We start from the raw sequence: 14,408 nt of genomic DNA on the forward strand, positions 1-14,408 counted from the left end.
TTGGATGGCGCGCATGGTGGAGATCACGCGCAGAACGGTGTTCAAGGCGGGTGCGGCAAGCGCTTTCCTCGCGGGCGGCGGCCCGGGGACGGCGGCACTGGCGGCGTCCGGCCTGGTGGGAGGACCGGCCGCCGGGGGAGTGGCCGCCGAAGGGCTGGAGCAGCGGGCCATGGCGATGGACCCGCCGGTGTTCCTGCTGGAGAGCGCCGTCCCGCCGCACTTCGCCGCCGGGCCCGGCTCCACGTTGTCGATCAGCGACCGGGTCGCCGTGTGCGGGACGCGGTCGCTGCGCTGGGAGCACGCGAGCCGTGACGTGATCACCGTGCGGGCGCCGCTGCGGTGGGCGCCCGACCCCTACCGGCTCGGCGACGACCAGGCGTGGCAGGGGCTGGTGGACGCGTTCTGCGTGTGGGTGCACAACGCCGAGCCGGTGGACGACGTGCTGCGGTTCGAGTTCGGGCGGGGTGAGCGCACCGACCTGTGGTTCGAGTTCCGGCTCGGGTTCAGCGGGTGGCGTACCGCCTGGGTGCGGTACGCCTACGACATGCACGGCAGGCCCCACCCCGACATGGACACCCTGCGGATCGTCGCCCCGCGCAGGGCCGGGACCCTGCACCTCGACCAGCTCATGCTCAACGTGCCGCTGCGTCCCGACGCCCCCTGCCGCGACCACCAGCTCCCCGACATCGCCCCCGAGGGCGACGAGTACGACAACCAGCACTGGCAGGCACTCCACCGCTTCGACCGGCTGCTGGCCACCGTCGAGCCCGACCTGTCGCCGCCGTCCGCCGCCGAGCTGGCATCGCTGCGCGCCCTGCACGCCCGCTACCACGACGAGTACCTGACCGCCCAGGTCAAGCCGGACGTGCCGGGGCTGACGGCGCAGGTCGCCGCTCTGGAGGGCCGTCCCACGCACGCCTACCAGGCGCAGATCTACCCGGCCGAGATCGCCGCCGAGCTCAAGGCGTTCGTGAACCCGGTCACGCTGCGCGCCTGCACCGACCTGATGAAGACGATCGCCCAGACCCACCAGGCCGCCCCCGCCGAACGTCCCGCGCTGGCCGCCCTCTACCTGCGCATGGTCGCCCACCTGCGGGAACAGGGCTGGACGAAGGGCAGCTGCCAGGGCACGATCCACCACCTCGGCTACGACGTCCGCGGCCTGTACGACTCCGTCCGTCTCATGCGGGACGCCCTGCGCGAGGCGGGGGAGTTGCAGCGGGTACGAGCGGACCTGGAGTGGCTGAGCGGACTCGGCCGGATCTTCCGCGGTTTCGGCTTCCGGATGGCCCGGGGCAGCATGATGGACCTCTACAACACCACGGTCCGCGGCATGCTCGCGGCCGTGCTGCTGCGCGACGGCGAGGCGCAGCAGGTGGCGTACCTGCGGGCGCTGCGCGACTGGCTGAACGCCACCCTCCTGCCCACCGACGGCATCCAGGACGGCATCAAGGTGGACGGCACCGCCTTCCACCACGTCGGATTCTTCCCCGACTACGTCCGCGACGGCTTCGCCGGGCTCGCGCCGCTGGTCTACGTCCTGCACGGCGGCTCGTTCGCGATCTCGCCCGAGGCGTCCGGCTGGCTGCGCAAGGCGCTGCTCACGCAGCGGGTCTACGCCAACAAGAACCACTGGCCGATCTCCATCAGCGGCCGCAATCCCAGCGGCGCCACCGCGCTGTCGATCGTGCCGTTCGAGTGGCTGGCCCCGATCGACGATGAGATCGCCGCCGCCTTCCTGCGCCTGCTGCCCGGGAACCCGACGCCGCGGCAGAAGGAGCTCGCGGCCCGGCTCGCCGCGCGCGGCATCGCCCCGGAACCGGCTCCGACCGGCGCCTGGGCGCTCAACTACGCGGCGCTGGCCGTGCACCGCCGCGACGAATGGCAGATCACCGTACGCGGGCACAACCGCTACCTGTGGAGCACCGAGATCTACGTCGGCGCCAACTGGTACGGCCGCTACAACACCTACGGCCAGATCCAGGTCCTGCACCGCGGCGACCCCGTCACCAACCAGGACAGCGGCTACGCCCAGCCCGGCTGGGACTGGAACCGCCGCCCCGGCACCACGGTCATCCACAAACCGCTCGACCAGCTCAAGGGCGACCTGACCGGGGCCATCGAGGAGATGCTCCTCACCGACTCCCGTTTCGCCGGAGCCTGCACCATCGACGGACGCAACGCCCTGTTCGCCATGGACCTGCACGGACACCCCAAGTACGACGGCACGCACCGGGCCCGCAAGTCGGTGTTCCTGTTCGACGACCGCGTCGTGGCCCTGGGCACCGGCATCACCAACGACGACACCGCGGACGAGACGGAGACCACCCTCTTCCAGACCCGGCTGCCGGCCAGGACCGCGCCCACCGTGGTGGACGGCGCCGCGGTCACGGCCTTCCCCCACCAGGCGCTCGACGGCGGCCCGCGCTGGCTGCTCGACGACAAGGGCATCGGCTACTACCTGGCACCCGGGCAGAAAGTGGCCCTGACCCGCTCGGCCCAGACCTCCCGCAACAACGCCACGGAAGAGCCCACCAGCGGAGACTTCGCCACAGCCTGGATCAGGCACGGCACCGCCCCTCGGAACGGGACGTACGAGTACGCGATGGTGGTGAACGCCACGGCCGAGCGCATGGCCGGCTTCGCCGCCGCGATGGGGGACGCCGCGAACGCCCCTTACCGGGTGCTGCGCGCCGACACGGCGGCTCACGTCGTACGGGATCGGGACACCGGCATCACCGGGTACGCGGTGTTCGAGCGCACCCGTCTGGAAGGTCTGGTACGCGAGGTGGACACGCCTTCGATGCTGCTCGTCCGTACGGAGGGGGAGACGCTGGTGATCGCGGTATGCGATCCGGACCTGCGCCTCTACGGCGGGATCGACCACGACCAGTACGAGAAGGGCCGCTACGTCGGGCACTACAGCCCGTGGTCGCGGCCCTGGCTGGCCAACCCGAGCCATCCGCACCGCATGAGGGTGACCCTGGACGGCCGGTGGCGGGCGGACGCCGGCCAGCCGTGCCGGGCGAGGATCACCGGGCCGCGCACGGTCCTGGAGTTCGAGACCGTGCACGGACGGCCGGTGCAGGTGCGGCTGAGTCCCGCGACCTGACCCGGGCGGGGGCGGGGGCGCCCCCGCCCGGGGATCACGCCCGCGACCGCGACGACCACCGTCCCGATCAGCCGGTTCACGTCCCGGTCAGCCGGTCCGCGTCCTGGTCAGGCGGGTTCACGTCCCGGTCGCGGGGCGGGATGGTGCACGCCCGGTCAGCGGGTGTGCCGGTCGAGTTCCGCGCGGACCTCGCGCAGGTGGTGCCGGACCGCGGGGGCGCCGTCGCGCGCCAGGTCCCGCACCCAGCCGGAGTGACCGTCCCGCAGCTCGCGCCGGATCAGCGTGAGCGTCTGCTCGTGCGCCCCGGCCTCCAGGCGCAGCCACGCCCGGTCGAACCGGTGACCGGAACGGCGGGCGAGCACCGCGTCCAGGTCGTCGCGCTGGGCGGCGCTCGGCGCGTCAGGAAGGCTGACGCGCAGCCGGTGCGCGACCTCGCGCAGCCGGGCGTCGAGCTTGCGGTGGTCACGGATCAGCCGCCAGGCGATCTCGCGCACGTCCTCGTCGTGCGACCTGCGGAGCGCGGCCTTCCCGGCCGCGATCTCGGCGAGATTGCCGCGGTGCGCCTGCCGCAGGTACGCCCGGTCCTGGCCCGAGGCGTGGAACGCCTGGACGGACGGGGCGGCTGCGGCGCCGGGCGCGGCCACCGGCCGGACGGTGGTGGCGGCCTGGGCCGCGGCGGGGGCCGTGGCGGACACGGTCAACGCCAGCACGGCCGCGATTCCCGCGGGTGCTAAGTGGCTCCGTGCTGTTCTCATGAGTCCCTCCCTTCAATGGGACCCGTGCCTGCTGCCCCATCCGGTCGGGAGTATTCGAGTTAATTGGGTGGATCGAAACGGCCGTCCACGGCGGTCCAGCCGCCGTCCACGTACAACACCGAGCCCGTCACGAAGCTCGCCGCGTCGCCGGCCAGGTAGACCACCGCGCCGGCCATCTCGGGCGCGGTGGCCCACCGGCCGAGGGCGCTCTTGGCGGCGTACGCGGCGTACCAGTCGGGGTTGTCCTTGATCTGCCGGGTCAGCGGGGTCTCCACGACGCCGGGCGCGATCGCGTTGACGCGCACGCCGTGCGGGCCGAACTCGGCCGCCGCCGTCCGCAGCAACTGCACCAGCCCCGCTTTCGTGGCCGAGTAGACGCCCTGCCCCGGCTCGGTCACCGACGCCCGGATCGACGCGAACCCGATGATCGACCCGCGCCCCCGCCGCACCATTCCGGCGCCGAAGGCCCGCACCACGTCGAACGAGGCCCGCAGGTTCAGCCCCACCACCCGGTCGAACTCCTCGCCGGAGTAGTCGAGCAGCCGCTTGCGCACGTTCGTCGCCGCCGTGAACACCAGCACGTCGGCCGGCTCCTCGTCGGCGGCCGCCCGGACGGCGTCGGGGTCCAGCACGTCGAGCAGCCGGGCCGTGCCCCCGCACCCGGCTGCGGTCTCCTCCGCGGCGGCCAGGTCCCGGTCCGCGCACACCACGGACGCCCCATGCGCGGCCAGGGCGAACGCCGACTCCCTGCCGATCCCGCTGCCGGCCCCGATCACCACGGCCCGCCGCCCGTCGAGGCGGAACAGCGCGTCATATCCCGTCATGCTGAGAAACACTAGCGACTGGTCAGACCAGTACACCAGGTTCCCCGCCCACGACCTCCCGCGCACGACCGCCCGCCCCACGACCGCCCGCCCCACGACCGCCCGCCCCGGGGCCGCCCGCCTCGCGCTGCCCTCCCCGCGCCGCCCGCCCTGGGATCCGGCATGTGGGGGGCGCGGGGAATGGCCGGTCGGTCAGGGGGCCGCGCCGGGGCGCGGCGCGTGGGGCGTACGGAGGCTGGCCCGAAACTGTCGGCGGCGCCTGCCAGGATGCGACTCATGACGACCATCGCAGGCTTCTGGGACGCCGCCGCCGACTCCTTCGACGACGAAGCCGACCACGGGCTCCGCGACCCCGACGTCAGGGCCGCCTGGGCGGCGCGCCTGGCCGAGTGGGTGCCCGCCGGGCCGCTCGACGTGCTCGACCTGGGCTGCGGCACGGGCTCGTTGTCGTTGCTGCTGGCCGTCCAGGGCCATCGTCTGACCGCCGTCGACCTGGCCCCGCGCATGGTCGAACGCGCCCGGGCCAAGCTGGCCGCGACCGGCGCCACGGTGCTGACGGGTGACGCGGCCGACCCACCCGTCGGCGACCGCCGCTTCGACGTCGTGCTGGCCCGCCACCTGCTGTGGACCATCCCCGATCCGGAGGCGGCGCTGGCCCGCTGGGTGTCGCTGCTGCGCCCCGGCGGCCGGCTGGTGCTGGTCGAGGGCCGCTGGCAGACCTCCGGCGGGCAGTCCGACTACGTGCCTGGCGAGCACTTCCCGTGGATGGGTGGCGTCACCGCCGACAACCTGACCACGGCCCTCCGTCCCCTGGTCGGCGACCTTCAGGTGCATCCCCTGCCCGACCCGGCACTGTGGGGCAAGGAGATCACCGACGAGCGCTACGCGGTGGTGGCCACGCTCTGAGAACAGGCCCGGCGGCCCCCGGGAGTGCCGGATGTCCGGGTTCCGGCTCCCGGTTGGAGCCTGACCCGTGGTCACTGCTGGACGAGCGCCGCCCTGTCAGGGGGCGGCGGTCCAGGCGGTCGTACGATGGGCCCTTTCATCGGGGAAAGGGCGGGCGCGGTGGTGGACAGGACGTTCGAGATCGCCGGTGAGCTGCGGGTACGACGCCTCGGCTACGGCACCGCCCAGCTCACGGGCCCCGGCTACTGGGGCCCGCGCCTGACGCCCGGCGAGGCGGTCGCGCTCCTCCGCCTGGCCGTCGACCGCGGCGTCACGCTCATCGACACCGCCGACAACTACGGCCCGGACATCGCCGAGGAGCTGATCGCCCAGGCACTCCATCCGTACCCCGGCGACCTGGTGCTGGCCACCAAGGGCGGCGTGATCCGCACCGGTCCGGACAAGTGGCACGCCGCCGGACGTCCCGAGGATCTGCGCGCCATGTGCGAGGCGAGCCTGCGCCGTCTGCGCACCGACACCATCGACCTGTACCAGCTCCACCGCATCGACCCCGCGGTGCCGCTCGCCGACCAGCTCGGCACGCTGGCCGAACTGCGCGAAGAGGGCAAGATCCGGCACATCGGGCTCGACACCGTCACCCTGGACCAGCTCGACGAGGCGCTGACCGTCCTGCGGCCGGCGTCGGTGCAGAACCGGTTCAACGTGCTGGACCGGGAGTCGGAGCCGGTGCTCGCGCGCTGCGAAGAACTGCGCATCGCGTTCCTGCCCTGGTTCCCCCTCGGAAACGGTTCCCTCGCCGCGGGGTCCGGGACGGGGGCGGCGATCGAGCGGGTGGCCGCCCGGCACGGCGCGACGTCCGGGCAGGTGGCGCTGGCGTGGCTGCTGCACCGCTCCCCGGTCGTCCTGCCCACGCCCGGCACCGGCTCGGCCGTCCATCTGGCGGAGAACCTGGCCGCCGCCGACCTCACCCTGACCGACGAGGACACGCGCACACTGGACGCCCTCACGTCCTGATCCGCCGCGACCGCGAACTCCCGCCCGGTCAGGCCCCCTCCGCTCTTTCGTCCTTTCCGACGCCCTCCGCCGCGACGAGCGCGCTGCCCGGCGGCGCTCAGGGCCGCCCTGAACGCGTTCAAAAGACGGGTGTAAGGTCGGCAGAGTGAAGACCGTGATTCCCGGAGGAACCGGACAGGTCGGCGAGATCCTCCGCCGGGCGCTGACCTCCGCCGGCCACGAGGTCGTGGTGCTGACCCGCAGGCCGTCCCGGAGGGGCGAGGTCGCCTGGGACGGCGCGACCCTGGGCGCTTGGGCGCGCGAGATCGACGGCAGCGACCTCGTGGTCAACCTGGCCGGGCGGAGCGTGAACTGCCGTTACACCCCCGCCAACCTGCGGGCCATGATGGACTCGCGGGTGCGCTCCACCCAAGTCGTGGGACGGGCGATCGCCGCCGCCGCACGTCCGCCCCGGGCCTGGCTGCAGATGAGCACCGCCACCCTCTACGCCCACCGCTTCGACGCCCCCAACGACGAGGCGACCGGCCTGATCGGCGGCGACGAGCCCGGCGTCCCGGGCTACTGGCGCTACAGCGTCGAGATCGCCAAGGCCTGGGAGCGGGAGCAGGAGCGGGCCGAGACCCCGCACACGCGCAAGGTCGCCCTGCGCACCGCCATGGTGATGAGCCCCGACCGCGGCGGCGTCTTCGACGTGCTGCTGCGCATGACCCGGCTCGGCCTCGGCGGGCCGCTGGCGGGCGGCGCGCAGTACGTGTCCTGGATCCACGACCGCGACCTCGTCCGCGCGGTCGAGTTCCTGGCCGGGCGGGACGACCTGGACGGACCGGTCAACCTGGCCGCGCCCGGGCCGCTGCCGCAGGCCGCGTTCATGCGGACGCTCCGGTCCGCGTGGGGCGTGCCGGTGGGTCTGCCCGCGACGCGGTGGATGGCCGAGCTCGGCGCGTACGCGCTGCGGTCCGACACCGAGTTGCTGCTCAAGAGCCGCCGGGTGGTCCCGGGGCGGTTGCTGGAAGCGGGTTTCGCCTTCGACTACCCGCAGTGGCGGGAGGCCGCCGACGACCTCGTCCGGAGGGTGCGTCGCGGGAGGTGAGCGCGCCCGACGCCTCGCGGGAGCGGGCGAGGATCCTTGCGCGAATATCGTAAGGTGCCTTACGGTTTTCCTCATGATCAATTACAGCGAGATGGAGGACAGGCTGGGCGTGCCCATCGGGGTCGAGGAGGCACGGTCCCGCTGGGGGGCGCTGGTGGGCGCGGCGGGTGAGGGGCAGATCACGCTGATCACTCGGGAGCGCTGGGAGTGGGCGGCGCTGGTGCCGCTGTCCAAGGTTCCCGGGATGCTGACCGGATTGCCCGTGGTGTCGTTGTCCACGGCCAAGGCGAAGCTGGGGGAGCTCGTCCGGCAGGTCTCGGAGCCGTACGACGACAGCCCTGTGCTCCTGGCCCGGCACCGGACGCCGGTCGCTGCGCTGATCGCGGCCACGCGTCTGCTCGGGCCCGGATCCGGTGAGCGGGCCGCGCCGCAGAGGGCGGCCGACGTGGAGGCGCTGCTGCGCGACGGTTGCACGGTCACCCTGAGCCGCCATCCGACCGGGTCCGGCGTGATCGCCGTGGCGCGTGACGGCGTCGGCGGCGAGGTGGCCGTCGGCACCGGCGACACCGTGGAGCAGGCCCTCCGCACACTGGCCTGAACCTTCCCCGCGAGGGGCGCCGACTCACGCAGCGCCCCCTGTGCCCGCCCCCTGCATCCGGATCCGCGTGCGGCATCCTCTGCGTGTGCGCCGCTGCGCGTGCACCTTCACGTGTGCGCCTCCGCCGGTGCTACTGCCCGCACGTGCCCCCCGCCTCACCGCCACCCTCGCCCGCGCCTGTGGCCGTACGTTCCTGGAGCTGGGATCTTGACAATCGGTGGGGTGGGCTCTTTCCTAGAGGGTGATTCTAGAAAGAGTGGGGCATGAACATGCAGGCGGTCCGGTGTGACTGAGTCCGAGGCCGTCGTGGCGGTGCCGGTGGCGGCGGCGGAGGATGAGGCGGCGCAGCTCCGGTACGCCTGGCGGGCCGTCTCGGTCACCAGCCTCGGCATGTTCCTGACCGGGCTCAACTCCAGCTCGCTCAACGTCGCCCTTCCTGCCGTCGTCGCGCACTTCCGCGTCGGCGCCTTCCTGGCGAGCTGGGTGCTGCTCGCCTACATGCTGGTCAGCTCGGTCGGGCTGGTGGTGTTCGGGCGGGTGGCCGACCTGTTCGGCAGGCGCGGCACGTACTTACTGGGGTTCGTGGTGTTCACCGTCGCGAGCCTGGCGGCCGGGTTCGCGCCCTCGATCGAGGTGCTGCTCGCGGCCCGCGTCGCCCAGGCGTGCGGCTCGGCCATGATCCTGGCCAACAGCTCGGCCATCCTGGCCCGCGCCTTCCCGCCGGCCCGGCTGGGCCGTGGCATGGCCGTCTACATGGCCATCATCTCCGTGGCGGGGCTCGTGGGGCCGTCGTTCGGCGGGTTCCTGGCGGGCGCGGCGGGCTGGCGGTGGATCTTCTGGTTCAACGTGCCCGTCGGGGTCGCGGCCATCGTGTGGGGCGCGGTCACCCTCCGCCCGGTGCCGAGGGGGCCGCGCGAGCGGCTGGACGTGCCGGGAATCGTCCTGCTGTTCACCTGGCTGAGCGGCCTGCTGCTGGCCCTGTCGCAGGGCAGCTCGCTCGGCTGGCTGAGCCCGTGGGTGGTGGCGGGCGGGGTGGCGTTCGCGGCGGCGGCCCCGGTGTTCGCGCTGGTCGAGTGGCGGAGCCGGACGCCGCTGCTCGACCTGCGGCTGTTCGGCGACCGCGGTTTCGCGCTGGCGAACCTGGCCGCCGTGCTCAACTCGCTCGGGCAGTTCTCGATCGTGCTGGTGATCTCGTTGTTCCTGCAGTCCACCCGGCAGTTCGAGCCCGCCCAGGCCGGGCTCGCCGTGCTGCCCGTCTCGGCCGCCTCGGCCCTGACCTCGCTGGTCGCCGGGGCGCTGACCGGACGGTTCCACCCGCGCACGGTGGCGGTGGCCGGCTCGGCGGTGAGCGCGGCGGGCATGGCGGTCATGCTGGCCGCGCTGGACCCGTCCGTGCCCTACGCCTGGCTCGGGACGGCGCTCGCGCTGGTGGGCGCGGGCAGCGGGCTGTTCATCACCGCCAACACCACCGCGATCATGATGGACGCGCCGCAGGACCGGCTCGGCGTGGTCAACGGTGTACGGCTCATGCTGGTCAACGTCTCGACCGTGATCAGCACCGCCATGTCGCTGGCGATCGTCGCCGCGTCCGTGCCGGCCGCCGAGCGGCACCTGGTCTACGCCGCCGACCCCGCCCGGCTGTCCGGCGTGGCCGACGTGCTGCAGGACGGTTACCGGCTGGCGGTGGGCGTCCTGCTGGTGCTCGCCGTGGCGGCCACCGTGGTCACGGCGGTGAGCCGGACAGGGGTGCGCCGGGCGGCGTAGCGGCTCACCTGGCGTCGAGCGAACGCGTCGGCGAGGGGAGCGAGGCGGCCGGGGGCGAGGTCGCGGGGGCGGGAATTGGAGTTCCACGTTGCGCCGCGTTTGACGATTAGTGAGGAAATATGGTCATCTCGTGACCATTGTTTCTGATGGGATGAGTTAGACGGGTTCGGGGGAACGCTTCATGCCGCACGCCCTTCTGCGCGTGCTCGCTTCGACGTCCATCGCAGCCACGGCACTGGCAGGTCCGCCCGTCGTCGCCGCCTCCGGTCATGCCTCGACTGCGCGAGTGGTCCAGGCGTCGGCGGGTGGTCAGGTGATGGCGCAGGCGGTGCCCGGGGTTCCGGAGCCGCCGCCTGCCGTGGTGCGGGTTCCGTCGGGGCCGTCGCCCGCCGTACGGCCGATGGGGAAGGGGCCGGTGGGGCCGGAACGGCTGGAGATCACCACGCCCGCCGGGACGGGTCTCGCCGACGCCGTCGCCGCCCAGGCCGTTCGGCGGCAGGAACGGCAGGGGCTCGGACGGCGGGCTCCCGACCCCGCCGCCCTCCTGCCCGACACGACCGGCGCCGCCCCTCTGACCCTCCTGCGCCCGCCCCCGTCCGTCACCAAGGCCCTGGACGCCCTGCGCCTGGACATCCGCCCCCTGATCCGCCCCCAGGGAGGCGGCGCGGTCGTCTCGGTGAGAGGGCCGGCGGGTGATGCGGCCGGTGGGGCTCTGCCGAGGAGGCAAGGGGTGACGTATCGGTTGTGCGTGGTGGGGGTGGAGCGGGCGGTGGCGTGTTCGGCGCGCAGGCCCGTCGCCGTGCCGGTCGCCGCGGACGTCACCGGCGACGGCCTCCCCGACCTGGCGGCCGACCTGATGCCCGTCGCGAACCCCGGGAGCGGGGGCATCGGGCTCGGGTTCGCGGTCAGGAGCCTGTCCGGGAAGAGGGTCAGGGCGCTGGTCTGGGCCGAGTACGACGGCAAGGTGACCGTCGGCTTCGACGGCCTGCGCGGCGGCGCGTCGCTGTCGGCGCTCGACCGCGGGACGTTCACCATCGCCCCGGACGGCCGGACGGTCAGGGCGAACGTCACCCGCAAGGACCCGGGACCGTCCGCCGTCACCCTGGCGGGACTGACCGGACGCACGGCGGTGAGCCTGCGCCAGACCCCCGCCACCGAACGACTCACGGTCGAGGCCACCCTCGACTCACCAACCCCGGCCGCCGAGCGGGACGCCACCACTTCTCCAGAGGTCGAGCTGGACGTCACCGCGTCGCGTCCCGCCAGGCTGGACGCGATCGCCGTCTCCCCGGGCCGCTACACGCAGGCCGTACTGGACCGCATGCCTGCCCGCGCCCACGTGCGCCTGGCCGGCGGACGGATGCGCTTCACCGCCCCAGCCCCGATCGCCCGCGCCGAGCTGCACACCCACCTCTACCGCGACGGCCGCCTGGCCACGGCGGCGAGCGCCGAGCTGCGCGAGGTGCCCCGCTCGTTCACCGCCGCCCACGTCGCGTCCGGCGGCAGGCAGAGCCTGACCGTCAAGTCGTCGGGGCCCGCGCGGGCGGGCTCGGCCAAGGTGCTGTACTACGACCGGGCCGCGTCCGGGACCGTGCTGCGGGCCGAGCTGAGCGGGCTGCCGGCCCGGGTCCGGTTGGAGAGCGACCCGGCCGCGCACCGCGTCACGCAGACGGCCAGTTCGCCGATCGGCCGGTTCGCCGCGGTCCTGCAACGCGGCGGCGGCGCGATCTCCAGCCCCGCCGGCGGCCACGTCACCCTGATCAAGAACGGCGACGCCGCCGGGGTCTCGGCGCTGCTGTCCGGCGTGTCGGGATTCGACGTCACCTACGGCAGCGCGCCGCACGCCCACCTGGAGGCCAGGGCGAGCGGCCGGCCCTTCGTGGCCGCGGGCCTCGACGGGAGGCGCCTGGCACGCCTGGAGATCTCCGACACGCCCGCCGAGGCCGACCTCACCCTCGACCCCGCCGCCGGGACGGCCGTCTACCGGGCCGGCGGCGCGATCGACCGGGTCCGGGCGGCCTACGCCGACGTCCGGAGCGGGCCGACGATCGACGGCACGGTCCGCGGGGTGCGTGGGGACGTCAGGACCGCGTGGACGCTGGGCGAGCGCTCGTCGGTCGAGGTCGCCACGTCCGGCCGGCTCCGCGCCCTCCGCCTCTACGCGGCCAGGTCGTACGTCACCGCCCTAGACGGCGCCTCGGCCGGGGACGACGTGCGGGTGGCGGTGGAGGGTGTGCCGAAGCGGGCCGAACTGGCCGCCGACACCGCGGCCGGGACCCTCGCCTGGACCGCGAGCGCCCCCGTGGCCAAGGTGTCGGCGCTGGCCCGGATCAGGACGGGCGGCCGGGTGCTCAGGGCCGCCGCCGACGTGACCGGCGTCCCGGCCCGCTTCGAGGCCGCCTGGAAGGACGGCGTCTACCGCTTCCGCGGGCTGTCCGGCCCGGTGGGGTCGGCGGCCCTGGCCGTCGCCAACCACGGCGGCGCCACGTCCCCCAGCGGCCCGCACCTGGCCGCCCACTACGACCGGGCCGGCGGCGACCTGGACGCCAGCGTGCTGGTCAGGGGCCTGTCGCGGGTCGAGCTCAGCCCGTCCGGCCAGGGATTCCTGGCCCGGTTCCGGGCCGCCAGGCAGCGGCTCGCCGTGGACGCCGACATCGTCCTGGGGGACGTGCGCTTCGGCGTCCTCGGCAGGGTGGGGCCGGTGCCGGGCGACCTGACCGTCGCCGCCACCCCCGAGGGCAGGCTCACCTACTCCGGCTCCCGGCTCGGCGTGACCGCCCGCGCCTGGCTCGGCAGGACCGCCGCGCTGGCCCGCATGCGTCCCGCGCCCGCCGTCGAGGGCGGCCTCTCGCTGGCGGACGGCGGCTGCCCGGCCGGCGGCTGCGGTCAGGGCCCGTTCTGCGCGGCGGGACGCGGCTGTTACGGCCTGCAGGGCTACCTCGACGTCACCGGCCTGCCCAGCCAGGTGACGATCGACCCGGCGGGCGGCACGTTCGCCTTCTCCGGCTTCGCCCCCAGACGCCGGACCCTCGTCCTCCACCTGGACAGCAGCGTGCTCGCGCCGGTCCCGATCAGGGCGCGGGCCACGCTGACCCGGCTGCCGCCCAGGATCACCCGGTTGTCCGTGGGCCCGCTGGACGCCGGGCACGTCGCCTACCGCGTCGAGCCCGCCGCCACCCTGGGCGCGCTGGACGTGCGGGCCGAGGCGGGCGGGCTGCGCGGCCACGTCGCCCTCGACCCGGTGCCCGCCGCCGTGGACGTGCGGGGCACGTACGGGGCCAGGACCCGGATCCGGGTACGGAACTCCGCGCCGGTCGAACGCCTGACCGCCGAGGTCACCCTGCCCGGCCGGGGCAGCGGCGGGCTGCGGCTGACCGACGTCCCGGCGGTGCTCGGCCTGGACGCCGACGCCTCGGCCGCCGGGCTGAGCGTCCCCACGCTCACCTACCGGGGCGGCGCGAGCACCCTGGACGGCCGCCTGGCCGTGGACGGCCGCCTGGTGGACCCGTCCGGGCGGCTCGGCGGCGTCTCGCTCGCGGTCGAGGACCTGGCCGCCGACACGACGATCCGCCTCAATCCCGACCAGTCGCTCGATCTGGTCTCGAAACCCGGGCCGACGGGCCGCGTCGCGGTGGGCGCCGGGTTGCGCGTGGGCCCGGTCCAGCGGCAGCGGATCGCCGTGTCCAAGGAGGTGCCGTACACCTCGGGGTTCCTCACCTACCAGGTCGGCGGGGACTTCGCGCTCGGCGCGAGCGCGGTGCGGGAGGTGTCGCTGGCGGTCCGGCGCGTGTCCTGGCTGCGGGTACGGCCGGGGCGCATCCCGTTCGGGCTCAAGGCACCGGCCGCGGCCGGGTTCCTCGCACCCGGCTTCGAGGGCGCCTACGACCGCCTCCGCCTGACCGCCAAGGGCGTGGACCTGCGGCCGGACGTCTCCCTGCGGGTCAGGCTGAGCAGGAGGATCGGCGCGGACGCGTTCACCGGCTCCCTGCGGCTCACCCGGGCCACCTCGCTCGCCCTGCGCCGCTACGACCAGCGCATGCGCCGCATCGGCGCCCGCCAGGAGATCGCCGCCGCCGGGATCGGGCTCGCCTGCCTCACCGTGGACGCCAAGCCCGGCTTCGCCTCCGGCGGCAGGGGCGGCTCGATCACCCTGCGCGGCTCCGACGGCCCGCAGATGGTGTCCTTCCTCGACCCCGGCGGGCAGGCCCCCGACTACGCGGTGGACCTGCTGACGCACTTCATGTCGCCGTTTCCGGACGCGGGATGGAAGGTGGCGGCGGCCACGGCCGGCTCCTGCGCCCGCCCCGGCCGCCCGGAGCCCCGGACGCGGGACCGCTGAGCTGGG

9 protein-coding genes are annotated in these 14,408 nt (G+C 74.3%); 7 read left to right on the forward strand and 2 right to left on the reverse strand.

Features of this window, described 5'->3' with window-relative positions:
• Positions 1 to 13 precede the first annotated feature (13 nt).
• Positions 14 to 3,112, forward strand: coding sequence for a chondroitinase family polysaccharide lyase (locus tag ACIBQ6_RS10040; RefSeq protein WP_397211050.1), 3,099 nt, complete (start codon positions 14 to 16; stop codon positions 3,110 to 3,112).
• A 155-nt stretch (positions 3,113 to 3,267) separates the two neighbouring features.
• On the opposite strand, the gene ACIBQ6_RS10045 is transcribed toward ACIBQ6_RS10040, so the two are convergent.
• On the reverse strand, positions 3,268 to 3,822 hold the full coding sequence (locus ACIBQ6_RS10045; protein ID WP_397211052.1) for a DUF4142 domain-containing protein: 555 nt from the start codon (positions 3,820 to 3,822) through the stop codon (positions 3,268 to 3,270).
• 104 nt (positions 3,823 to 3,926) lie between these two features.
• Positions 3,927 to 4,691 carry an SDR family NAD(P)-dependent oxidoreductase gene (locus tag ACIBQ6_RS10050; protein WP_397211054.1) on the reverse strand — a complete coding sequence of 255 codons (765 nt, stop codon included), beginning with the start codon at positions 4,689 to 4,691 and terminating at the stop codon, positions 3,927 to 3,929.
• A 276-nt stretch (positions 4,692 to 4,967) separates the two neighbouring features.
• Between ACIBQ6_RS10050 and ACIBQ6_RS10055 the strand changes: the two genes are divergently transcribed.
• The 6 genes from ACIBQ6_RS10055 to ACIBQ6_RS10080 all read left to right on the forward strand — a co-directional run bounded on the left by ACIBQ6_RS10055 (position 4,968) and on the right by ACIBQ6_RS10080 (position 14,402).
• Positions 4,968 to 5,597, forward strand: a complete 630-nt coding sequence (locus ACIBQ6_RS10055) for a class I SAM-dependent methyltransferase (RefSeq protein WP_397211056.1) — start codon at positions 4,968 to 4,970, stop codon at positions 5,595 to 5,597.
• A gap of 126 nt (positions 5,598 to 5,723) precedes the next feature.
• Positions 5,724 to 6,611 carry an aldo/keto reductase gene (locus tag ACIBQ6_RS10060; protein ID WP_397211058.1) on the forward strand — a complete coding sequence of 296 codons (888 nt, stop codon included), beginning with the start codon at positions 5,724 to 5,726 and terminating at the stop codon, positions 6,609 to 6,611.
• Positions 6,612 to 6,756: 145 nt separating this feature from the next.
• Positions 6,757 to 7,701 carry a TIGR01777 family oxidoreductase gene (locus ACIBQ6_RS10065; protein ID WP_358286216.1) on the forward strand — a complete coding sequence of 315 codons (945 nt, stop codon included), beginning with the start codon at positions 6,757 to 6,759 and terminating at the stop codon, positions 7,699 to 7,701.
• Between the two features lie 73 nt (positions 7,702 to 7,774).
• Positions 7,775 to 8,299: a type II toxin-antitoxin system prevent-host-death family antitoxin gene (locus ACIBQ6_RS10070; RefSeq protein WP_358286218.1), complete on the forward strand. Its 525-nt coding sequence runs from the start codon at positions 7,775 to 7,777 to the stop codon at positions 8,297 to 8,299.
• A gap of 285 nt (positions 8,300 to 8,584) precedes the next feature.
• Positions 8,585 to 10,063: a DHA2 family efflux MFS transporter permease subunit gene (locus tag ACIBQ6_RS10075; protein ID WP_397211060.1), complete on the forward strand. Its 1,479-nt coding sequence runs from the start codon at positions 8,585 to 8,587 to the stop codon at positions 10,061 to 10,063.
• A 400-nt stretch (positions 10,064 to 10,463) separates the two neighbouring features.
• Entirely contained in the window at positions 10,464 to 14,402 is a 3,939-nt protein-coding gene (locus ACIBQ6_RS10080; RefSeq protein WP_397211062.1) for a hypothetical protein, read from the forward strand.
• The last annotated feature ends 6 nt before the right edge of the window (positions 14,403 to 14,408 follow it).

This window comes from Nonomuraea sp. NPDC049655 (assembly GCF_044465465.1).
Taxonomy (GTDB): Bacteria; Actinomycetota; Actinomycetes; order Streptosporangiales; family Streptosporangiaceae; genus Nonomuraea.